The 21,187-nt window shown below is 43.3% G+C and carries 28 protein-coding genes; 19 read left to right on the top strand and 9 right to left on the bottom strand.

The features are described 5' to 3' along the window. Positions 1–199: 199 nt before the first annotated feature. Both MsAc7_RS00975 and MsAc7_RS00970 read left to right on the top strand, forming a co-directional pair. Positions 200–664 (top strand): metal-dependent transcriptional regulator, encoded by a 465-nt coding sequence (locus MsAc7_RS00975; protein ID WP_338102745.1) that lies wholly within the window; start codon positions 200–202, stop codon positions 662–664. 271 nt (positions 665–935) lie between these two features. Beyond that, positions 936–1,640 carry a head GIN domain-containing protein gene (locus MsAc7_RS00970; RefSeq protein ID WP_338102744.1) on the top strand — a complete coding sequence of 235 codons (705 nt, stop codon included), beginning with the start codon at positions 936–938 and terminating at the stop codon, positions 1,638–1,640. Between the two features lie 102 nt (positions 1,641–1,742). Here MsAc7_RS00970 and mmp11 read toward each other — a convergent pair whose 3' ends face one another. The 3 genes from mmp11 to MsAc7_RS00955 all read right to left on the bottom strand — a co-directional run bounded on the left by mmp11 (position 1,743) and on the right by MsAc7_RS00955 (position 4,241). Beyond that, on the bottom strand, positions 1,743–2,690 hold the full coding sequence (gene mmp11, locus MsAc7_RS00965) for a methanogenesis marker protein 11 (RefSeq protein WP_338102743.1): 948 nt from the start codon (positions 2,688–2,690) through the stop codon (positions 1,743–1,745). Positions 2,691–2,864: 174 nt separating this feature from the next. Next, positions 2,865–3,530: a RadC family protein gene (radC, locus tag MsAc7_RS00960; RefSeq protein ID WP_338102742.1), complete on the bottom strand. Its 666-nt coding sequence runs from the start codon at positions 3,528–3,530 to the stop codon at positions 2,865–2,867. 186 nt (positions 3,531–3,716) lie between these two features. Next, entirely contained in the window at positions 3,717–4,241 is a 525-nt protein-coding gene (locus MsAc7_RS00955; protein WP_338102741.1) for a hypothetical protein, read from the bottom strand. A gap of 379 nt (positions 4,242–4,620) precedes the next feature. On the opposite strand from MsAc7_RS00955, the gene MsAc7_RS00950 reads away from it, so the two are divergent. Continuing rightward, the gene (locus tag MsAc7_RS00950; RefSeq protein ID WP_338102740.1) at positions 4,621–5,493 is read left to right on the top strand and encodes a hypothetical protein; all 873 of its coding nucleotides are present in this window, start codon (positions 4,621–4,623) and stop codon (positions 5,491–5,493) included. A gap of 239 nt (positions 5,494–5,732) precedes the next feature. Here the strand turns inward: MsAc7_RS00950 and MsAc7_RS00945 are convergent, their stop codons facing one another. After that, positions 5,733–6,089: a response regulator gene (locus MsAc7_RS00945; RefSeq protein ID WP_338102739.1), complete on the bottom strand. Its 357-nt coding sequence runs from the start codon at positions 6,087–6,089 to the stop codon at positions 5,733–5,735. A 305-nt stretch (positions 6,090–6,394) separates the two neighbouring features. Between MsAc7_RS00945 and MsAc7_RS00940 the strand changes: the two genes are divergently transcribed. Next, positions 6,395–7,459: a zinc-binding dehydrogenase gene (locus MsAc7_RS00940; RefSeq protein ID WP_338102738.1), complete on the top strand. Its 1,065-nt coding sequence runs from the start codon at positions 6,395–6,397 to the stop codon at positions 7,457–7,459. 72 nt (positions 7,460–7,531) lie between these two features. Continuing rightward, positions 7,532–7,909: a CGGC domain-containing protein gene (locus MsAc7_RS00935; protein WP_338102737.1), complete on the top strand. Its 378-nt coding sequence runs from the start codon at positions 7,532–7,534 to the stop codon at positions 7,907–7,909. Between the two features lie 94 nt (positions 7,910–8,003). Here the strand turns inward: MsAc7_RS00935 and MsAc7_RS00930 are convergent, their stop codons facing one another. From MsAc7_RS00930 to MsAc7_RS00910, 5 genes are all read right to left on the bottom strand, one after another. Next, positions 8,004–8,618: a DNA-3-methyladenine glycosylase gene (locus MsAc7_RS00930; protein ID WP_338102736.1), complete on the bottom strand. Its 615-nt coding sequence runs from the start codon at positions 8,616–8,618 to the stop codon at positions 8,004–8,006. Positions 8,619–8,654: 36 nt separating this feature from the next. Then, the gene (locus MsAc7_RS00925; protein WP_338102735.1) at positions 8,655–9,248 is read right to left on the bottom strand and encodes a hypothetical protein; all 594 of its coding nucleotides are present in this window, start codon (positions 9,246–9,248) and stop codon (positions 8,655–8,657) included. Positions 9,249–9,272: 24 nt separating this feature from the next. Further along, positions 9,273–9,611 (bottom strand): YbjQ family protein, encoded by a 339-nt coding sequence (locus MsAc7_RS00920; protein ID WP_338102734.1) that lies wholly within the window; start codon positions 9,609–9,611, stop codon positions 9,273–9,275. Between the two features lie 114 nt (positions 9,612–9,725). Next, positions 9,726–9,872 carry a hypothetical protein gene (locus MsAc7_RS00915; protein WP_338102733.1) on the bottom strand — a complete coding sequence of 49 codons (147 nt, stop codon included), beginning with the start codon at positions 9,870–9,872 and terminating at the stop codon, positions 9,726–9,728. Positions 9,873–9,918: 46 nt separating this feature from the next. Continuing rightward, entirely contained in the window at positions 9,919–10,137 is a 219-nt protein-coding gene (locus MsAc7_RS00910) for a hypothetical protein (protein ID WP_338102732.1), read from the bottom strand. A gap of 284 nt (positions 10,138–10,421) precedes the next feature. Here MsAc7_RS00910 and MsAc7_RS00905 point away from each other — a divergent pair, with 284 nt between their 5' ends. The 14 genes from MsAc7_RS00905 (at position 10,422) to MsAc7_RS00840 (ending at position 21,163) form a co-directional block, all read left to right on the top strand. Further along, entirely contained in the window at positions 10,422–11,861 is a 1,440-nt protein-coding gene (locus tag MsAc7_RS00905) for an InlB B-repeat-containing protein (RefSeq protein ID WP_338102731.1), read from the top strand. A gap of 180 nt (positions 11,862–12,041) precedes the next feature. Continuing rightward, positions 12,042–12,632, top strand: a complete 591-nt coding sequence (locus MsAc7_RS00900) for a 50S ribosomal protein L15e (RefSeq protein ID WP_338102730.1) — start codon at positions 12,042–12,044, stop codon at positions 12,630–12,632. After that, positions 12,629–13,078 (top strand): RNA-binding domain-containing protein, encoded by a 450-nt coding sequence (locus MsAc7_RS00895; protein WP_338102729.1) that lies wholly within the window; start codon positions 12,629–12,631, stop codon positions 13,076–13,078. Before MsAc7_RS00900 ends, MsAc7_RS00895 begins: the two co-directional genes overlap by 4 nt. Then, the gene (locus MsAc7_RS00890; protein WP_338102728.1) at positions 13,071–13,877 is read left to right on the top strand and encodes an RNase P subunit p30 family protein; all 807 of its coding nucleotides are present in this window, start codon (positions 13,071–13,073) and stop codon (positions 13,875–13,877) included. The genes MsAc7_RS00895 and MsAc7_RS00890 overlap by 8 nt, the downstream gene beginning before the upstream one ends. A gap of 32 nt (positions 13,878–13,909) precedes the next feature. Next, positions 13,910–14,248: an Rpp14/Pop5 family protein gene (locus MsAc7_RS00885; protein WP_338102727.1), complete on the top strand. Its 339-nt coding sequence runs from the start codon at positions 13,910–13,912 to the stop codon at positions 14,246–14,248. 179 nt (positions 14,249–14,427) lie between these two features. Further along, positions 14,428–15,231, top strand: a complete 804-nt coding sequence (psmA, locus tag MsAc7_RS00880) for an archaeal proteasome endopeptidase complex subunit alpha (RefSeq protein ID WP_338102726.1) — start codon at positions 14,428–14,430, stop codon at positions 15,229–15,231. An 86-nt stretch (positions 15,232–15,317) separates the two neighbouring features. Continuing rightward, the gene (locus MsAc7_RS00875; RefSeq protein WP_338102725.1) at positions 15,318–16,034 is read left to right on the top strand and encodes a ribosome assembly factor SBDS; all 717 of its coding nucleotides are present in this window, start codon (positions 15,318–15,320) and stop codon (positions 16,032–16,034) included. A 184-nt stretch (positions 16,035–16,218) separates the two neighbouring features. Further along, entirely contained in the window at positions 16,219–17,331 is a 1,113-nt protein-coding gene (gene rrp4, locus MsAc7_RS00870; RefSeq protein ID WP_338102724.1) for an exosome complex RNA-binding protein Rrp4, read from the top strand. 91 nt (positions 17,332–17,422) lie between these two features. Then, on the top strand, positions 17,423–18,667 hold the full coding sequence (rrp41, locus tag MsAc7_RS00865; RefSeq protein WP_338102723.1) for an exosome complex exonuclease Rrp41: 1,245 nt from the start codon (positions 17,423–17,425) through the stop codon (positions 18,665–18,667). A gap of 5 nt (positions 18,668–18,672) precedes the next feature. Beyond that, positions 18,673–19,467 (top strand): exosome complex protein Rrp42, encoded by a 795-nt coding sequence (gene rrp42 / locus MsAc7_RS00860; protein WP_420847454.1) that lies wholly within the window; start codon positions 18,673–18,675, stop codon positions 19,465–19,467. A gap of 96 nt (positions 19,468–19,563) precedes the next feature. Continuing rightward, positions 19,564–19,899, top strand: a complete 336-nt coding sequence (locus tag MsAc7_RS00855) for a 50S ribosomal protein L37ae (protein ID WP_338102722.1) — start codon at positions 19,564–19,566, stop codon at positions 19,897–19,899. A gap of 102 nt (positions 19,900–20,001) precedes the next feature. Then, the gene (locus MsAc7_RS00850) at positions 20,002–20,139 is read left to right on the top strand and encodes a DNA-directed RNA polymerase subunit P (RefSeq protein WP_338102721.1); all 138 of its coding nucleotides are present in this window, start codon (positions 20,002–20,004) and stop codon (positions 20,137–20,139) included. Between the two features lie 155 nt (positions 20,140–20,294). Beyond that, complete coding sequence (locus MsAc7_RS00845) at positions 20,295–20,921, top strand: hypothetical protein (protein WP_338102720.1); 627 nt, start codon at positions 20,295–20,297, stop codon at positions 20,919–20,921. Further along, positions 20,918–21,163, top strand: a complete 246-nt coding sequence (locus tag MsAc7_RS00840; protein WP_338102719.1) for a KEOPS complex subunit Pcc1 — start codon at positions 20,918–20,920, stop codon at positions 21,161–21,163. The genes MsAc7_RS00845 and MsAc7_RS00840 overlap by 4 nt, the downstream gene beginning before the upstream one ends. The last annotated feature ends 24 nt before the right edge of the window (positions 21,164–21,187 follow it).

Raw genomic sequence — 21,187 nt, 5'->3', positions numbered from 1 at the left:
TAAATTTATATAATTTAAAAGGAAAGATGAAATAAGTTCAGTTCGATTAAATATTTTCGTTTTTATCAGATTTTTTCAGATTTTTTCAAAAATCACATTGAAAATCATCCGAAAGAAAGTTCAAAAACGAAATGAAGAAGAGTTGTCAGAAAATAAGACGATTCAGCGAATAATATTCAGAAACAGCAGGAAGAATAATATGACCACCGAAAGAAAAGAAGATTACTTAAAAACCATTGACAAAATCATTTCCGAGAAGGGATACGCCCAAGTGAAAGACATTTCACGCGTTCTTGACGTTGGCCCGTCAAGCGTCACCGGAATGCTCAAAAAATTGACGGATGAAGGGTATATCAATTATGAAAAATATGGCGGCGTCACCTTGACCGAAAAAGGAAAAGAAACGGCTGACGAAACCAAAGAAAAATACAAAACCATTAAGGAGTTCTTAACCGCGCTCGGCGTCTCCGAAACCATCGCCGAAGAGGATGCCTGCAAAATGGAACACGTGATTGCGCCGGATACGTATACGAAATTCCTCATGTTTTGCGAATTTTCAATGACGGAAAAAGGAACAAAACAAATGGAACATTTTAAAGCCTATTGTGAAACCGGAAAATCGGAAAAGTGTACTTGCGGCCCAAAAATTCTAAAACTGGAATAAAAATTGAACTACCCTGCAGTTTCTGTATTCGGTTCTGCCGAATTATTTTTTATTTTCACGCGCCGGTTCTCTTTTGACTCCGGCTTTTTTAATTCCCGGACTTATTTTTTCATTTATTTTTTTAATTCATCATTACAATCCCGCCTCATTTCTTTTTTCTATTACGTAGATCGAATTCGGATCGAAGATTTATATATCTGAATCGCCGACATATCCAACGGTATTTTGAGAAATTTCAAAATAGAAAATATCAAAACAACGAGAGATCAAAATGAAAATGAAATTTTTGATGGTGTTGGTTTTGTCACTGGTGCTTATATTCGCGTCAGCCGGCTGCGTCGGTAACGATACGAAAGTTCAAATCAACGAATCGTTGGGCGAATTTAATAAAATAAGCATAACCGGCGTTTCCGAATTGAAATTGGTCAGTTCAGACACATCGAGAATCAACATCGAAGTCGGTCAAAAGAACGCTCAATACGTCAAATATGAAGTCGTAAACGGAACCCTTGAAATTACCGCCGACCGGAAGGTGCCCTCAGATCAAGATACGGAAATTACCGTTTGGTACAAAGACCTTAATGAAATAACCATATCCGGCGTTCATGATGCGGAGGCAGAGCTTCCGATCACGGGCAGCAATCTGGTCGTGACGTCCGACGGAACGAACAGCATTGATTTGAATGTTCAAGTTGAAAACTTGACATTAAACATAACCGGAGTTAATGATGTCGATATGAAAGGGTCTGCCAAAACCGTTATGGTCAAAGTGGACGGCACATCTGATTTAGATTTAGAGGAGCTGGCCGCTGCCGACATGACAGTTGCCATGAAGGGCGTATCGAATATGGATGTCTATGTCACCAACTCATTAAACGCCACATTAAACGGAACATGCAAATTAACGTATGCCGGAAACCCGCCGCAGGTTGTCAGCAATGTTTCGGAAACATCCGTCATTGTCAAAAAGAACTGAAAATGAAAAGATAAAAGACAAAATATAATGAAAAAATAAAAAATAGAATCAAGGTCAACAAATCAATTTTTGGTTTGTTGATCTTTTGAAAATTTAAGAAAATTACTCACTCAAAAATCCGGGCTTGACAGACTCGAATGGGTCGGCAAACCACGCAAAAGCCGCGAGGGCGCCAATCATTCCGTTTCCGCCCAATATGATGTCAACCGAATTTTCTTTAGCCGTTTTTTCCGCTTCCGCTCTCGTCACCCGTGATGTTCTTCCTTTTTGGCTGTAATCCGAAAGGCCTTTCGGAACCGAAAAACCGGAATAGACCAACATTCCCGTATTTTCACTGACGCTGTATTTTAAAAGAAGTGCTTTGACGTCGGCAATTAATTTTTCCTTGGCTTTTGGACTCACGCATCCGAATTCAAGGATGGCCGACATGCAATTTTGTGTTTTTTCCGGAACCGGATAAAGTTGAACAAGCGCCTGGGATAAAAAAACAGCGTCATCTGTACTGACGGCTTTTCCGATGTTGTGCGCCAATGTCCAAGTCGCGCCGGTTTCGCAAGAATCCGTATCGTCAATCGCAATCAGTACCCGTTCGCGCCGCGGAACATAAATTGTTCCTTTGGCGGTTTTGCCGCCGCCCGACTCTGAAATTTCATAACGGGAAACACCTTTGGCAAGTGCCCGGCATTTGGTGGCGCCGACGCCGCCGCCGCCAAGACCGGTGTAGGTAATTTCAACCTCATCATTTGCATTGCAAAGAACGGATTCAATTCCGGCCGCCGCAACCGAAGATTTCAGCTCAAACGGGAAACGGCCAACGGAAACGGTGTACCGGATAAATTCACCGTACGTTTTGACGCTTCTGACAGCCGGCGATTTGGCGTAATGATGATAAGACCAACAGGCGCCGCTGAAACAATTGGAATGTTCGATAATTTCGGCAACTTCGCCTTTGTCATCGCAAATCGCGTAAATTCCCTGATAAGGAACCGTATACGGGTCCTCTAAAACAAGGACGTCACCGCCGGAACTTTCATGGTTTTGATTTTTCAAAAATATAACCTCTATAAACCTGTCTTCCTTTCTAAAAGGAATGGTTTATTATAAACCATACGGTAAAAACAATCCTTTTTTCAAAAATTTAAACCTGTTTTTCCATGATTAGGTCAATTTCTTTAAAAATGAATTCAAAATAATGAAGGAATTTTCCTTTTTGTCTTATTCCAATCATATTTTTCCTTCCTGTTTCAAACTCAGAAAACAGCCGTCACCGACAATGATGTGATCTAAAACTTCAATCCCGAGAAGATGTCCGCATCCGGCAATCCGGGCGGTGACGTCAAGGTCCTCCGGACTTGGCGTCGGGTCGCCTGACGGATGATTATGAATCAAAACAATTGCAGCGGCGGATTCCATCAACGCCGGGCGGAAAATCTCCCGCGGATGAACAATGCTGGCATTGAGGCTGCCGATGGAAATGACTTCTTCCCGAATCACCCGATTTTTGGTATCGAGGCAAAGAACAATGAATTTTTCCCTCTTTTCTTCGCGGATTTTCGGATAGATAAAACTGAAAATATCTTCCGGCGACTTGATGAGACGCTTGGGTTCTTCCGTATAAGATTCAAGCCGTCGCGAAAGTTCAAAAAGAGAGACGATTTGACAAGCTTTGGCTTCACCGATGCCGTGTGTTTTTTTCAACTCTGAAACCGAAAGGCGGCTCAATTTTTTGAGCGAATATTCGGATAAAACCTGCTGGCATAAATCCAACACATTCCGGTTTTTGGTTCCGGTCCGAAGGATAACCGCCAAAAGCTCCGCGTTTGACAAAGATTCCGGACCGGATTTTAAAAGCCGCTCCTGAGGGCGTTCATTAACCGGAAGGTCTTTCATTTTCAACACGGAGTTCGGTTGGGAAGAAGAATTCAGTTCAATCATAAAAGAGGAAAAGAGATGACGGCATATAAAAACTGTTAAAATCTCAAAATCGAAAAGGATTTATAGAAATGATTCCGCCAAAAGAAGATGGAAGGAATGATTCCAAAAGAAGACGGGAGAGATGCCGTCAAAAAAGGAAAATCACTCCGTTAAAACGAAATGAACGTTTCGCCATTTTAATTCTTTTTGAATCTCTTCGATAAAAATGCCCCGGCCGTCAACGGATATTTCTTCAAAACCCGGGCTTGTTTTTGACGGTTTTTTGGACGTTGTTACAAAAACGCCGCACGACGGACTTTTGGAAACGCCCAAAATCAAAATGGAAAAACCGTCTTTTTCAAATTGTTCAATCATTTCGGCATACGGTTTAAACAAATCCGCACAAAAGAGACGGTATTTTAAAAAATCCAATTGATCTTTTGTCACCGTCCCCCGCGCGGTACCGAAATAAATGGTTTCAGGACAAGGAAGTTGAATCACAAATTCGGAACGCTCCGGCTTTTTTGTCCGGCTGAAATAATCGGTATGGAAATCAAACGGAACCGGTTTTCGAATTCCCTTGACACGTGCCGCCGGATTCAACAAACAATGCGCAAGAACATACATTTTCTTTGAATCAGAACCTGACTCCGTTTTTTCCGAAAAATCACATTCATTCGATTTCATGAGTAAAACCACGCCCGTTTTTCATTAATAATTCTATTTTTTGAATTTTTCATTGACCATTTTAGATTCATTTTATTCATTTTATTCATTTTATTCATTTTATTCATTTTATTCATTTTATTCATTTTATTCATTTTATTCATTTTATTCATTTTATTCATTTTATTCATTTTATTCATTTTTACCTTTCGGGTTTATTCAATATTTATAAAATTGATAAATATTTATAATTTAAAAATAAAAGTTTATATATATTCAATTCATTATAATATTTTTAATCGCCTCATATTTTATTTTTTAAAAAATATATTTTGTGAAGCGATATAAACCGATATATTTAGAGTTTGTTATATTTGTAAAACCCATTCAGGAGATATTTATGACAGAAGATACAATTGATGTCTTGGCAAACGGTGTGCGCCACTTTATCAAAAATCCGATTACACTTGCGCCATTCATTTGTTTGCTTATTGTTTTTATTCTTTTAACAATTATTGAGGGGGCCATTTTGAGCATTTACCTCAGTAATTACATTGGAAGCTTGTTCCAGTCCACCAATGACATTTATTATTCCCTCATCATGCTTTTTATCTACGTGGTCGTCCTCTTGTTAACGGCCTCTTTCTTCGGAGCCGGCTTAACCGGTATGGCGAAAACAGCTGTTGAGACCGGAAAAACAAACTTTTCCGACATGATTGCCTATGGTAAAAAAGGATTTTTGAGATTTTTCGAGCTGACCCTTTTATTCATTATTTTGAGTTTGCTCGCTTTGATCTTCTTCATTCCGCTTTACCTGCAACTCGGATCTTTCACGGAAGTATTAACCGGCTACTTGTTGGTGGATTTTGCCACCATGTTGTCTAAACTTGGAATTGCCTACATGGCCTTCTCCGCGGGCCTTGTTTTAACGGTTATTTACCTCTTGGTCCTCTGGATTGTGTTCTTCTACGCCTACTACGCCGTCATCGTCGATGAACTTTCATTCACAAACGGATTGAAAAAATCGGTCAGTATGCTCAAGAATAAAAAAGCGCTGGGATTCGTCATCGTCTTGACACTTTTTACCTTGGTGATGATTGACGGAAGTTCCCTTTTTGTTTGGATCTTCTCGCTTCTCGGTCCATTATCCGTTCTCGGACCGTATGTCTATGATATCCTTGTGATGATCATTTTAACCTTTGGCTACATTTGCGGTGCCAGGATGTACATGGTCATTGAAGGAAAAACCGTCTCTGACGCCAAAAACGATTAATTAAACCATTAAAGACCTCTAAAAACGAAACTCATAAAAGACCCATAAACCTAAACCTGAAAAAGACACAATATTTTTTGGCATTCGGCCGGAAGGTCGAATGCCGGAAAATGAAAAAAATGGAAGATTAAGAAAAACAACAGAAATAAAAGAAAAATAATAAAATAAATAATAAAATAATAGAAATAAACGCAGCAAAAAGCCAAAGAACAGCAACAAAAAAAGAAACAGATTAAATATTAATCCAGATACTTCTTAATAACGGTCACCAAATCATTGCTTTTGATCGGCTTTCCAATAATTTCTTTAACACCGGCTTTTAAGATTTCATCGCCTTTGGCCGAAGAGAAAGATGTGAGCGCAACGACAATGGCGTCAGGGTCATATTTTAAAATATTCGCGGTGGCAACGATGCCGTCGGTATTGGGCATGATGACATCCATAATGACGATGTTCGGATGGAATGTTTTGTACATTTCAAGAGCAACGGCACCGTCCTTGGCTTGTTCAACCGTATAACCCGAATTTTTGATCGTTTGGACCAAAAGTTCACGTAACAAATCTTCATCATCGACAACAAGTACCTTTTTTTTCATGGAAAATCCCTCGAGGAAAATAATAATTTTTATAAAATAAGATTATATTATTTTCAACAATTCATATAGAATACTCAAAGCATATAAAATAATATGCCTCAAATCCGACTAAATGTATTATAAAGTATTCGCTTAAAATCGGAATCGGATTATATATATTATAATCCATAATATCATTCAAATAATACTTTAAAATGAGTAAATAATATTGTGATTGACCAACATTTTTCAGCATAATGTTTAAATAATCTTGACATGTCGGTTTCATTGATTATAATTGTAATATAAGATAAGGAGGCCATTTCATGAAAGGATTCGGTGTTATTAAACCATTCGAACAGGTCGGATGGGTTCAAAAAGAAAAACCTGTTTTGGGACCTTGCGACGCTTTACTTGAACCGGTTGCGATTTGCCCTTGCACATCCGATGTCCATACGGCGTATGACATTCCGGCAACGCCCAACCGCATCTTGGGACACGAGGCTGTCGGTAGAATTGTCGAAGTCGGCCGGGAAGTCAAAGATTTTAAAGTCGGTGACGTCGTCGCAGTCCCGGCAGTGACGCCAAAATGGCGGACTTTAGATATTCAAGATTCATACCACCAACATTCCGGAGGACTTTTTAAAGGAATGCAATTGTCGTCAAGCGAAGACGGCTGCATGGCGGAATATTTTAAAGTAAATGACATTGACATGAACGTCGCAAAAGTGCCGGACGGTGTTCCTTTGGAAGCGGCGGTTTTGGTCGGCGATATGATGACGACCGGCTTTCATGGCGCAGAACTTGGAAATGTCGGTTTTGGGGACAGCGTTTGCGTAATCGGAATTGGTCCGGTCGGCCTCATGGCCGTGGCCGGTTGCGCTCTTCGCGGCGCCGGTAAATTATACGCGGTGGGCAGTCGTCCGGTCTGTTGTGAACTGGCTCAAGAATACGGAGCAACCGAAATAATCGATTACAAAAACGGCCCGATTGCGGAACAAGTCTTGAAATTAAACGGCGGCCGCCAAATCGACGTCGCGATTATCGCCGGCGGCGGCACCGGAAGTATTGAAGAAGCTTACAACATGGTCCGCCCGGGCGGCACGATTGTTAATATTGAAGTTCAGTCGGACACCAACGGTTTGGTTATCCCGACTTATGCATCCGGATTTGGCCTAGCGCATAAAACCTTTGTCGGTGGACTTTGCCCCGGCGGCCGGCGGCGCATGGAACGGCTTATGGATATGATTTTGGAAGGCCGGATCAACCCATCCAAAATGATTACGCATAAGTTCTACGGACTGGACGCTTGCGAAGACGCTTTTTATTTGATGCGCGACAAACCCAAAGATTTGATTAAACCGATCGTTTATTTCGATCAAAAGAAATAATTGAAGGAACAATTTTCGGAAAAATGAGCGGAAGCTTTTTTTCCGTTTATTTTTCGTTGTCGAGTGATATACTTGTCTCAAGAAACTCAATCCCCGATTTCCGGCCAAATCTCAGAAAAGCCGCTCAAAATCGCTCTTGTCCGCTGCCATATCGTCGCCGAAGTGTGTCCCGGCATCGGTTGTTTTAAAGCGTTTAACAACAAAACCGTCGCTTTTTCAAATTATAACGATTCTGCGGAACTGATCGCCGCGTTTACATGCGGCGGCTGCAGCGGACGCCGTGTCCACCGGCTCTGCAAATCCGTTCAAAAATTCGGGGCGGATGTCGTCCATTTGAGTTCCTGCATGTGTAAAGACATGGACGGCTATTCCCGATGCCCGCACATTGATTCCATCAAAAAGATGATTGAAGACTTAGGACTTTTCGTTGTCGAAGGAACGCATCATTGAATGGTTTTAATTTCAAAACCGGCGGACGACTTTTTCGAAAGCTTTCAAAAAAGTGTCGCCTTAACGCGCGCGCAACCGCCCGCCTCAAAAAGCCTTATTTGTTTTTCAAAACATAGCGCCATTCAATACTTTTGTACGGCTCGGTGGCATAATTGATCCCGATTCTTTTCGTTGTGAAAAATTCCGGAACAAAACCGTCATCTTCAATCCACATTTCGTCCGATTCCGTTAAATCAATGGCGTTCAGCTCTTTCCCGATTTGCATCGCCTTGGTCAGTTTAGCGGGACCGTCAAATCCATCCACGCCGCGAATCAATGCCGCTTGCGGCACCTCACGTTCTCCGGTCACAATATTAAGTAAATAGTGAATGCCGTAACACAAATAAATATAAGATCGGCCGCCTTCTTCAAACATAACGGCGGTTCGTTTCGTTTTCCCGGCTTTGGCGTGACAAGCGGTATCCTCGACGCCGCGGTAAGCTTCGGTTTCCGTAATCCGATACTTGAGAAGTTCTCCCGACGGCAATTTTCGAACCAAAAATTTGCCAAGGAGTTCCGGCGCAACCGTTAAAACGTCGCGGGTATAAAAACCGGATTCCAATCTTTCCGATTTTGATTCTGCTTTTGGCTCTGTTTTTGACACCATTGTTGATTTTGAACCCGGTTTGATTTTCGGTTTAACAGTTTCGCTTTTGTTCTTTTCCGGCATGTTTTCCCATCAATCGAACTCTTTGATTTCGATTTTTTATTCTTTCGTCTCTTTTTGTTTTTCCATCTCGACGATTTTTTCATGCGCCTTTTCGATTTTTTGTTTCTTTTCGGCGTCTTCGTCCGCTTCAAAATCTTGTGTTTTTCTGTTTTGAACCCGGAATTCCTCAGGCCCAAGCTCATGGAATTGAGCGTATTTCCGCTTCAAAACTTTCCCGAAACAAGAGAGGCTTTCACATTTTTGGAAATATGTCGGCCGAATCAATTCATAAATGTCGCGCTCAGCTCTTTCGTCCCCGAGAATGATGTAAACCGACGGAAAACTGGCTTCTTCGATTTTGAATTTTCCGAAAATTTCAAAGCCTTCATACTTTTGAATGAATTCGTTTTGATACAGAATTTCATACGGGACGCCAAACCGTTTCATGAAATCCAAAACTTCCGGCTTGATTCCTTTGGCGTCGTGCGTGAGACCGTAAAGCGGGCATTCGATTTTGGAAGGCGAAACGATTCTTTTGAAAAAGTGCGTCGTTTTATTCACCGCACCGCCGTCTAATGCGTAAATGAAAACCAATTTTTCCTTCGTCTCATCGACTTTCCGGAGTTCATTCCTGTTTTCAGAATTTGTCATAAAATCTACCGAGCCAATGCGGGTTTATTCCCTATGGTGTCCCTTATCGTCATTTTTCAGTTTCACGGCTGTTCCGTAACACAAGATTTCGCATGCTTGCATAATGGTTGACGTTTGAAACCGGAAACAAACAACAGCATCGGCGCCCATGCTTTTGGCATCCTCAATCATCCGGTCATAAGCCTGTTCGCGGGCTTCGGCAAGCATTTTCGTGTATTCGTAAATTTCGCCGCCGACCATATTCCGAAATCCTGCCACAATATCTTTCCCGATGTGGCGCGCGCGGACGGTATTCCCACGGGCGATGCCGACGACTTCTTGAATTTCATAATTTGAAAAATTATCTTGAGTTGTGGTTAACATGTCTTTCGTTCCTTTTTCCCTATGTTTTTGTTTTTCCCTATGTTTTTGTTTTTCCCTATTTTTTTGTTTTTTCTGATGTTTTTCTTTTGTCCGGATCTTTTGTTAAATCCGATTTCATTTTTTAATGTTTTTGTATTTCTCTTCCTCTTTGTCTTTGACACGGTCATTGTACACTTTTATCAGCAAAAGAACTGCACCAACCGCAACGGCAAAGATGATGAAAAAATACGCCAGAACAAACCATCCGACCGCGCTCAGCATTTTATCTTCCCATTGAATTATATGAGTATGTTTGATTTATGTTTGATTATTGATCAAAAACAACTTTTAAAATTTGAATTTTCCCGCTCTCGATGACATCATCATACGGTACCGGCTTTTTATTGTTAAAAACCAAAACAGTTTCCTCGTTAATGTTTAATTTTTTGAGCAAACTCTCATAGGTTTCATTTTTTAAAATCTCAATGTCCCGTTCGGTTTTTTGTCCGTTTTGGTCAATCTCGACGGTTATTTTTCGGCTTTCCAATGAAATCACAAAGCATGCTATAAGTGCCTTTCACTTTTATATGTTTTCTTAAAACAGTGGAAACATGACGAATTCAATTTTTTCTTTATCTCGTATCTCTTTGTATCATTTTTTAATTTTTATAAATAATTATTTTTATAATATATTTTTGTTATATTCAAATAAATATATATACAAAAACTATTAGTTTAGTCATAAAACTTGTTTAATCATAATAATTACGAATTAAATAATTTCAAAAATTTCAAATTTATATAGATTCCTTTTCTTCGGACGATTTAAATATGGCTTATGAATCTGAAAATAGTTACCGCAAAAAAAGAAAACGCATTCTTTTTATTTTACTGCTCTTGTTGCTCCTCAGCCTTCTCAGTTATTACGATTTAAATCAGGAAAATCAGTCCACCTATTCCTGCTGTTCTTGTTCCCCCAGTAATTCAGAAACCGGTTACGTTTCCAAAGGATATGACGGAAACACCGGCACTCCGGTTGTCGAAAATAAAAGCACCGGTGGAAACAATTCTTCCGAAATAAATTATATACTACAGTACCTTTCGGGAACATCGGACCCTGTTTTCGGGATGCCAACCCCGAGTTCAAAGTCTCTTCCCTCAGGTGTGCCGGTAACGGTTGCCGACGCGCCGACCAGAAGCGATTACATGTTTTCAGGCTGGTCGGACGGAACTCAAACATATCCGGCCAGACAAGTAGACGCGTTTGAAATGCCGGATTCCAACGTCACTTTAACAGCGCTGTGGACCGTGAACAGTTATCAGTTGACTTATGAACCCGGAACATCCGACCCGGTTTCCGGTATGCCTTCTCCGGCCTCAACCCCGGTTGAATTCGGAACAAATGTTTCAACGGTCTCGGCGCCGAGCCGGACCGGTTATACCTTTTCCGGCTGGTCGGACGGAACAGATACCTATTCCGCCGGAGAAGCTGATGCTTTTGAAATGCCAAAAAACGATGTTACTTTAACAGCGCTGTGGACCGTGAACAGTTATCAGCTGACTTACGAGCCCGGAACATCCGACCCGGTTTCCGGTATGCCTTCTCCGGCCTCAACCCCGGTTGAATTCGGAACAAATGTTTCAACGGCTCCGGCGCCGAGCCGGACCGGTTATGCCTTTTCCGGTTGGTCGGATGGAACGCATATCTATTCCGCCGGAGAAGTTGATGCTTTTGAAATGCCGAATGCCGACGTCATTTTAACGGCACAGTGGGTTCCCAATCTCCATACGCTGACATATGTTCCGGGAAACGGTCCGGAGAATAATCCGCCAGTTCCGGTTTCCGCCACCGGAATGCCGGATCCTCTCTCAAGTCCGGTTGGTTTCGGAACGGTTGTGACGGTGGCGGAGGCGCCATCCAGTTTCGGATATATTTTCCAAGGGTGGTCAGACGGCACAACAACCTATCCGCCCGATCAAACTTTTTCAATGCCGGACAAAGATGTCACATTAACAGCAAAGTGGACTCCCAAAATGCATTACGTTACGGCTCAATTCTTCGATACAGACACAAGGGCCCCAATCGCTTCGGAAACACTCATGACTTATGAGGGCGGCAACATTTCTGTCTTTGCCTGTATAGTACCTGGCTATCAATTAAGAGGGGTTGGTTTGAAACCGGATGGTTTGGATATGACCAATGGCGACACATTTAGAGTTGAGAATGTCTCTGAAGATATAACGGTTTACTTCTTTTATCAACGGCTTTAATTTTGAATCTTTTTCAAAATTTTATTTTTGATTTTTTTCATTTTATTTTTTATTTAAAAACCTTTAAATGCAATGACGCAATTATTTGACTCCTGTTTCATTTCGGGATACGTCCCGTTGGAATGTGGCCGATTATCAGTTGGCTGAACCGTGAAACGAGAAATAAAATGGTGAAACAAATTGGTAAAATCTTTTTACGGATACGTGAGAGACGCCTGGAAAAAACCGGAAGAAACTTACGTTGACGAACTCAGATGGGAACGCCTCCAAGTGTGGAGACGCTCAGGCTCTGTGACCAGAGTCGAACGCCCGACAAGAATCGACCGTGCACGCTCCCTTGGATACAAAGCGAAGCAGGGAATCGTTATCGTCCGTGTGAAAGTCAGAAGAGGAGGTCTCCGCCACGCGAGATACATCCGCGGAAGACGCACGCACAACATGGGCATGAACAAGATTACCGCCGGAAAAAGCATCCAGAGAATCTGCGAAGAACGTGCCGGCCGCAAATATCCGAACATGGAAGTTTTGAACTCCTATTGGGTCGGTGAAGACGGAAAATTCAAATGGTACGAAGTTATCCTCGTTGACCCGAACCACCCGGTCATCCAAAGCGACAAAAATCTCAACTGGATTTGCAAGGGTGCCAACCGTGGCAGAGCCCAGCGCGGTCTGACCAGCGCCGGCAAGAAAGGACGCGGTTTGATGATTCGCGGCAACGGTTCTGAAAAGAACAGACCGAGCCTTCGCGCCAACAGGAACAGAGGAAAGTGATTCACTATATCCATTTTCGCGTGATTACGCACGCGACAGAAGATTTGTCCGGAGTCCTTGCGGCTCTGGATTTTTTTTTGCTTCCGTGTCTTTCCCCGAAAGACAATTTATCCGAATTAGTGGAAACCATCTCCGTTGAAGGCCACTTCGGAAACCCGATGTCGGTGACGACGGCCGAACTGAAACGAAACAGTTCCTGCATGAAATTTTCTAAATTATTCCAAGAAAACATCACAGAGGAAGACCGTGAACTTCTCCGTTCTCAAATGCCCGAGCGGCTGGACGACGACCTCAATTTTTACATGCGATTTTCCAAACAAGATGCAGCGCTTGGCCGTCTGCGTTTGACGGATTCTTCCGACGCGATTTTTGTGAAAATCAAAATTGAAACCTATCCCAAATGCTGGGAAAAAGCCGGACTTATTGTGGAGGAATTGTTTGGCTGATTCGGCAAAATTCCGGTGTTTTGATTTTGTCTCCTCCTCACTTTTCGACGAATCGAACGAATCGGCCGCGTTTTTTTCACCCGTCTGCGCGCCGTCTGCTTCAGATAACGGCTCATTTGTTTCCTTGTTTGAAAAATTCCGTTTGTCCGATTTGGTCATTTCCATGCCGGCAGAACCCGGAAATTCAAACTTAAAGATTCAAAAACCGGACACAAATATATCATTTTATTCCGGCGTCGAAATCACGCCGTCCGGTGACTTAACGTCTCATATTCAAAAATCCCGAAAAAAAGCCGATTTTTTGTCGGTTCGTTCGGCCGATGAAAAAATGATTCGGTCAGCGGTCGAATCCGCACATGTTGACCTGATCAACCCGATTTCAATTTCCATCCGGGACAAGGGATACCCGAACGGCAACTATAATACCGCAATCGGTCAAATCAATCATATTGTTGCCAAACTTGCCGCTGACAATCATGTCGCTTTCGGATTTGATTTGTTTCCGTTCCTTCAAACGCGCGGTTTTCGCCGCAGCCGGCTGTTCGCCGGCGTTTTCGACATGATACCGATTCTTCAAAAATACGATGTTCCAATCCTGATTTCAAGCGGCGCGAAATCCGTTTATGATTTGCGGGATTCCTACGAGCTCATCGCTTTTGGAGAACTTTTGGGACTTTCGCAGGCGGACGCTCAAAAAGCTGTTTTTGAGTTCCCGAAAAAAATCATTGAGGAACGGCAAAAAATATTGTCCGGCCAAAAACTTTCAAACGGCGTTGAAATAGACGATAACGCTGACTAATTAAAAATTTTTAATCATCAGGATAGTTTTTTATGGAACCGCTTCTTCCGACTCTTCGCCTCAGAAAACGCTACATTGCCGTCGTTGTCCTCGGCGCGACGGACGTATCTCGGGAAGCGTTTATTGCGGCCGTGTCCTCAACCGGGACATCTCTTCTCGGCGACGCCGGTTTTGCAGCGGCCGGAATCTCCGTTTACGGTTTTGAAAACGGCCAAGGGATTGTCAAATGCCATCATACCGCGGTCTCAAAAGCAATTGCGGTGCTGACTTTTATTTCCGTCCTGGATAACCGAAAGGCGGTTGTTCACACGGCGGGCGTTTCAGGAACAGTTAAAGGCGCAACGACTCAATTTTTTGGAAAAAAAGAATAACTCGATCTTTGATGAACGCTTCTGTTTTCAGATGTCATTTATTTACATCATCTTGTTTTATATCACAGTTTATAAATACAAACATTTTCTAAATCATTCATTCTGTTTGAATAGAATCATATAATAAAATTCAAATACATTCGGCTTACAAAAGAATCCAAAACTCAGGAGAATAAATTATGAGAGAAATGGCACCCCAAATGTATGACCGCGCCAGTACCGTTTTCAGTCCGGACGGACGGTTGTACCAAGTAGAATACGCAAGAGAAGCTGTCAAACGCGGAACAACAGCAGTCGGCTTAAAAGTGAAGACCGGGGTTGTTTTATTGGTGGACAAACGCGTCTCAAGCCGCCTTATCGAAGCGGCTTCCATCGAAAAGATTTTCCAAGTCGACGACCACATCGGCGCCGCAACTTCAGGACTTGTCGCCGACGCACGCGCGCTCATTGATCGTGCCCGTGTGGAAGCCCAAATCAATCGCGTCTCTTATGACGAACCGATCGGCGTCGAAGTGATTTCCAAAAAAATCTGTGACCACAAACAAACATTTACCCAATACGGCGGCACACGTCCTTACGGCACGTCTCTTTTGATTGCCGGCGTCGAAGACAACAAACCCCGTCTTTTTGAAACCGACCCGAGCGGCGCGCTTTTGGAATACAAAGCAACAGCGATCGGCGCCGGAAGAGTTCCGGTCATCGAAATGTTTGAAGCGCAATATGACGAAAATATGGATCTGAACGATGCGATTTTCCTCGGAATCGAAGCGCTTTACAAAGCGGCGGATGGCAAATTTGACCCGATGACGTTAGAAGTCGGTCTGATCGCCGTACCGTTTGAAAAATTCCGAAAACTGACCGCGGATGAAGTAACCCGGTTTGCGGACAAGATTTATGAGAAATATCCGAAAAACGATGATAAAGAGGATGCAGAGAAGTCCTGCAAAAAGAAAACAGATGCGGATGAAGACAGCGATATTTAATGATAAATATTTAATAAATTTTAATTTTTAATTAAAAGTTAAACGAGTGAATCTGTCCAAAATCGTCTTCGGAAGGAGTTGATTTTATGGTTTCGTTAGATGATGCCGTCACGGCTCGATTAAAAAAAGGAAGCAAAGAGTTTGAAATTTTAGTGGACCCGGAATTGGGTCTTGCTTTTAAACGCGGGGAGCCGGTGGATATTTCCAAGGTTTTGGCGGTTGAAGGCATTTTTGAAGACGCGCGCGGCGGTGAACGTATCGCGGAATCGGATTTGGTTTCTGTCTTTCACACGGACGATGTACTTGAAATTGCCAAACACATCTTAAAAGAAGGCGAAATCCAGCTGACGAAAGAACAGCGTAAGCGTTTCCTTGAAGAAAAGAGAAGACTGGTCGTGACGTTTATCGCTCAAAACGCGATCAACCCGCAGACAATGGCACCGCATCCGCCGCAACGCATTGAAATCGCGATGGAAGAAGCCAAGGTGAACATCGACCCGATGAAAAGCGTTGACGAGCTTGTTAACATCACCATGAAAGCCATCCGGCCGCTCATTCCGATCCGGTTTGAAGAAGTCAACGTTGCCGTGAGAATTCCGGCTCTTTACGCGCCGCGCGCTTATGGCGAAGTTTCCGGGTTTGGCAAAATGGTAAAAAACGAATGGCAAAAAGACGGGTCTTGGATTGCGGTGGTTCGGATTCCGGCCGGCATGCAAACCGATTTTTATGCCATGCTCAACCATTTCACGAAAGGGGAAGCGGAAACAAAGCTTCTTAAAGACGATTCGCCCGGAAAGGATTGATGATTCCGGTTCAAATGTTTAAAACTTAAATTTTTAATTATTTTTTGATTTGATTTTTTCTTTTCCTCTTTTTGTTATTGTCGAGTGAATAGACTTAAAAAAGATAAGAACGTAAAGGGTAAAGTTTAGAGTCAACAGAATCAAATCAATAAAATTCAATGAATGAATTTTTCAGAGGATGCCAATGGATACGAAAAGAATAGTCATACCCGGAGAATTATTGTCATCCACCCCGGCAAAAGCCGGTTTTGGAACATATGTGTCCGGTGGAAAAGTTTATGCGTCCGTTTGCGGTTTTGTGTCCGATAAGGACAAAATTTCCGTTCTTCCCTTTTCAGGTCCGTACATGCCGAAAAGATACGATCTTGTGATCGGATACGTGACCGTTGTCACGCCCTCCAACTGGATTTTTGATATCGGATGTCCCTATGAAGGACTTTTGCACGTTTCGGAATATCCGGTCCGGGTGCCGTCCGAAGAAATGGACCAGCACTTCAATGTCGGCGACACCGTTTTGTTAAAAGTGATCGACGTCAACGCCGAAATGAAAATTGAATTAACATACAAAGGCGATCCGGTTTGTAAAAAATTAAAAACCGGACGCATTTACGACATTCCGATATCCAAGGTGTCGCGCGTCATCGGCCGTTCCGGTTCCATGATTTCGATGTTGAAATCCAAAACCGGCTGTGAAATCTTTGTCGGAAACAACGGCCGCATTTGGATGAACGGTTCGTCCGAAGACATGCAAATTCTCACACAAGCTCTTGCTAAAATTGAAAGAGACGCCAAGCTGTCCGGCCTCACGGATTTGGTCGCCGCGTTTATTGACGAACAATATGCTCTTCTTGGAAATGAGAATGCGTGCGGCAGCGTATCCGATTGCGACAGAGGTTGCGGCAATTCTACCGATTCCGTTGAAAAAGATAGTTTGAATGCGGAAACACATGTTGACGAAGCCGGACCGGATCATGAAAACAGTTCTCAAAAACCCAAAAAACCGACACCAACCGCTTTAAAACCCAAGCGGCCCAAAGCGGTCGGAAAGGCGGTTAAAGCAAAACCTGTTGAGGAGAAAGAAGAAGCTGACGGCATAGGAAATAAACCGGACGACGGTGAAGAGACGCCATCCTCCAAAATACCGGTAAATGCGTCAAAATCCGAACCGAAAAGAGTTGCCCGTCCCAAAGTTGAAAAATCGGCCGATACGGAATCCGGGAACGGAACGGTTCGTGCCAAGCGGCCGAAAACGACATCTTTAAAAAAATCAAAACTAAAGCCCGATGAAAAGTTCTAAAATGCGCAAATTTGCATTTTAATAGAAATTGTCGGCATCCATACATTTAAATTCAAAATTCAATGTTATCTATGCAACTGGAGATAGTCAAATGAGCTCAAATCAGAATGATGTGGTTTTCTTCGATGAGAATGGTCTGAGGACAGACGGAAGAAAACCGGATGAGATCCGCCCGATGAAAATTAAAATCGGTGTTCTTTCACGTGCCAACGGTTCCTGTTATTTGGAATGGGGCGCCAACAAAGTTTTGGCCGCGGTATACGGCCCCAGAGAAGCTCACCCGAAGCGGACGCAACGCGCGGGACAAGCGATTATTCGTTACCGTTACAACATGCAATCTTTCTCCGTCGAAGACCGGGCCCGTCCGGGTCCGAGCCGCCGGAGCAGCGAAATCTCAAAAGTCAGCCGCGAAGCGTTTGAGCCGGTGATTATCAGCGACGCTTACCCGAAAGCGGCGATTGATATTTTTGTCGAAGTTCTTCAAGCGGACGCCGGAACCCGGACAGCCGCCATTAACGCCGCGTCTTTGGCGCTCGTTGACGCCGGAATTCCGATCCGCGGACTGGTCTCCGCCTGCGCTGTCGGAAAAGTCGGCGGTAAAATTGTTTTGGATTTGAACAAACCGGAAGACAACTACGGCGAAGCGGATTTGCCGATTGCGATGACGGAAGACGGAAAAATTACATTGGTTCAAATGGACGGTCACCTGTCCCCAAGCGAATTTGAAGAAGCGATGGCGCTTGTTCAAAAAGGATGCCGCCAGGTCCTTGAGATTCAAAAAGCTGCTTTGATGGAAAAGTTTGCGGCGGACGGCAACTTTGACGAAGTGGTTGAAGGCGTCGTGGAAATTGAAGAAGACGCAGAAGTTGAATTTGATGATGATGTGGTCCTGTCGGACGAAGACATTGAAGAATTTGTCAACAACGTTTCCGAGCGCCTGGCGAAAGGTGTTTCCGAATTAATCAAAAAATATGAGGAATCTCTGGAAGCCGGTGAGATCGACTTAGCGTCCGGCCTTTTTGAAAATGATGACAGTTTAAACGAATTTGTCGAAGGCATCGTCGGAGACATGATGGAGGATACAGACGCCTGCGCTTGTACTTGCGGGGACTTAAATGATGATTATGACGATGAAGAAGACGCCGACATTTTCATTATTGAAAGCGACGACGAGATCGACATTGTGGCTGAATTTGACGATGAAATTGATGTCATTGAAATCATCGATGACGATATGGATGCGATTGACTTGGATGAGGCGGCCGACGATTTGAGCGGTGAAGATAACAAAGACCGGGCATCTTGCCAATCCGAAAACGATGAAGAGGAGCAGTGATTTTCATGAGCAACGAAGTGATTTCCGCTTTAAAGAAAGATTTTATTCATAATTTAGTCATTGAAGGCAAGCGTGCCGATGGCCGCGACTTTTTTGAGATGCGCAACGTTTCCGTCAAGACGAATGTGATTGACAAAGCCGAAGGTTCCGCTTACGTCAAATTCGGAGAGACAAAAGTGCTTGTCGGCATTAAACTTCAAAAAGGAACGCCGTTTCCGGACGACCCGAATATGGGCATCATTATGACCGGCATGGAAATGAATCCGCTCGCTTCACCGGACTTTGAGCCGGGTCCGCCCAAAGAGGATTCCATTGAAATGGCCCGGATTGTGGACCGCGGCGTCCGCGAGTCTCATTCGATTGATTTGGCCAAGCTCTGCATTAAAGAAGGCGAGCTTGTGTGGATGGTTTTTGTGGACATCAGTATTTTAAACGATGCCGGAAACATTGTCGATGCGTCCTGTCTCGGTGCGATTGCGGCGCTGATGACGACCACCGTCCCGGCGGATGAAGCCAACGGATTCCCCTCAATGCCGCTTCCGATGCAAGATTATCCGGTCGGCGTCACCGTTGTCAATATCGGCGGCCAGTTGATGCTGGACCCGGCTTTGGATGAAGAAATGGTGTGCGGAACGAAACTGACTGTAATTACCAACAAGGAAGGCGCGCTTTCCGGTATGCAGAAGAGCGGGTCGGAAGCTTTGACCCCGGAGAAAGTTTTTGAAATGGTCAACCTCGGGCGGGACAAGGCGGCTGAGTTAAGGGAAAGATATTTATTCAATCTCTCTGTAAGGAGTTGAATCTGCTCGGTTATAAATAGTATCAATTTATTATAACGACAACGATTTTACGTTTACATTGACAAATTTATTTGAATTCATTTTATTGGTGAAATTATGGCAGTTAAGAAAAATGTCAGAAAAGGAAAAGTTTCCAGATCTGCAGGCAGATTTGGTGTGAGATACGGCAGAAAAGACAGAAAGTTGGTTGCCGACCTTGAAATTCGGACCCACGCGGCGCACACCTGCGCCAAATGCGACCTCCCGTCCGTCAGAAGAATCGGAACCGGTATTTGGGAATGCCGAAAATGCGGTTATAAATTTGCCGGCGGCACATTTATTCCTCAGACCAGCGTTGGAAAAACTTTCCAAAACACCATGAAAAACGCGCTCTCTGACAGTTCTTCAAAATACCACTACGCTTTCCTTGACGAAGAGGATGTTGAAGAGTAATAGAAATAAAGAAGATGAACGGCTGTTCGTCTTTTCCTTTTCTTTATTTTTTGTTTGTTCTTTTTTAAATTGTTTCAAAGAAACCGTTAAAGGAGGGTGAATATGTCTTACTATTGTACCCAATGTAAAAGAGAGATTGATATTGACTATGAGAATTCAGGCGTTCGCTGTTCTTATTGCGGCCACCGGATTCTTGTGAAAAGACGTCCGACCACCCGGAAGAAAATCGAAGCCAGATAACAATAAAATCAAGTTATCCGCCTTTAGGAATTGAATTTTTGATTCAATTTCATATTTTCGTGCTTCATGCCGCTCTTTTGCATTCTGTATTTGAGATCAGCCCCGGTGTTGCTTTCATTTGTTTCATCCGATCATTTTTAATTTTTGAGGATTTTATGATGCTTCTGACATCTTCCCGAAAACCGTCTCAAAAGACAAAAATATTGTGCAAGAAGCTGGCTCTGTTCTTTGACGCGGCTTACATGACCCGCGGTAAAATGAGTTTTTCGGATGTTTTGGAAAACGGATCGGGCGGAATCCTCCTCGTTGTCGGCGAATTTCATGGAAACCCCGGCAGCTTGTCTTTTTATGACGAATCCGGAAAAACCTTCCTGTCGGTTTATATTTCGGAAAGTTATCCGGAACCGGTCCCTCAAGATGATATTCACTTCGGCCGCCACATTTTTTGCGGAACGGAAAGCTCCGCCGTTTTTCGATTGCTGAACGAGTTTTTGCTCGGCGGCGCCGGAGAAACTGTTTCCGGGAGTTCCGTATCGAAATTAAAATCAAGTCCGGTCAAAAAAGAAACTCTGAAAACAGACGGAAAAGTTTTGACCGCCAAAGAAAAAAACGCGGCTTTTGTCCGAAAACTTGAGATTTATGATGACCGCTTGGATTTTTCATCCAACGGACGTATTTTCATGCGGCTTTATGTAAAAAGCGTAAAAGCCGACGGCGATGGTCATGAAAACAGTGGCGACAGAATCAACACCAACGATAGCTATTCAGAGGACGCGTCATGAAAGCCGAAGCCGAATTTTTCTTTGAGTCGGACGACTTAAATTTAATTCTTGAAATTTATCAAAGCCTTCTTCCCGAAGCCGGCGATCCGATTTCGGACCGGTCTGCCATTTCTCTCAAAGTGGATGAAAACCGCTTGGTTTTGAACATTCAAAGCGATGACGTCATTTCCCTGCGTTCGGCCTTAAACACTTGGCTTCGTTTGATTCAGACGGCTTTTGACGTGGCGGTCTCATCAAGTTGATTTTTCTATTTTTCATTCCATTCA

Source organism: Methanolapillus millepedarum, from assembly GCF_032594115.1.
GTDB classification, from domain to species: Archaea; Halobacteriota; Methanosarcinia; order Methanosarcinales; family Methanosarcinaceae; genus Methanolapillus; species Methanolapillus millepedarum.
This window is presented reverse-complemented; position numbering and strand designations above follow the sequence as displayed.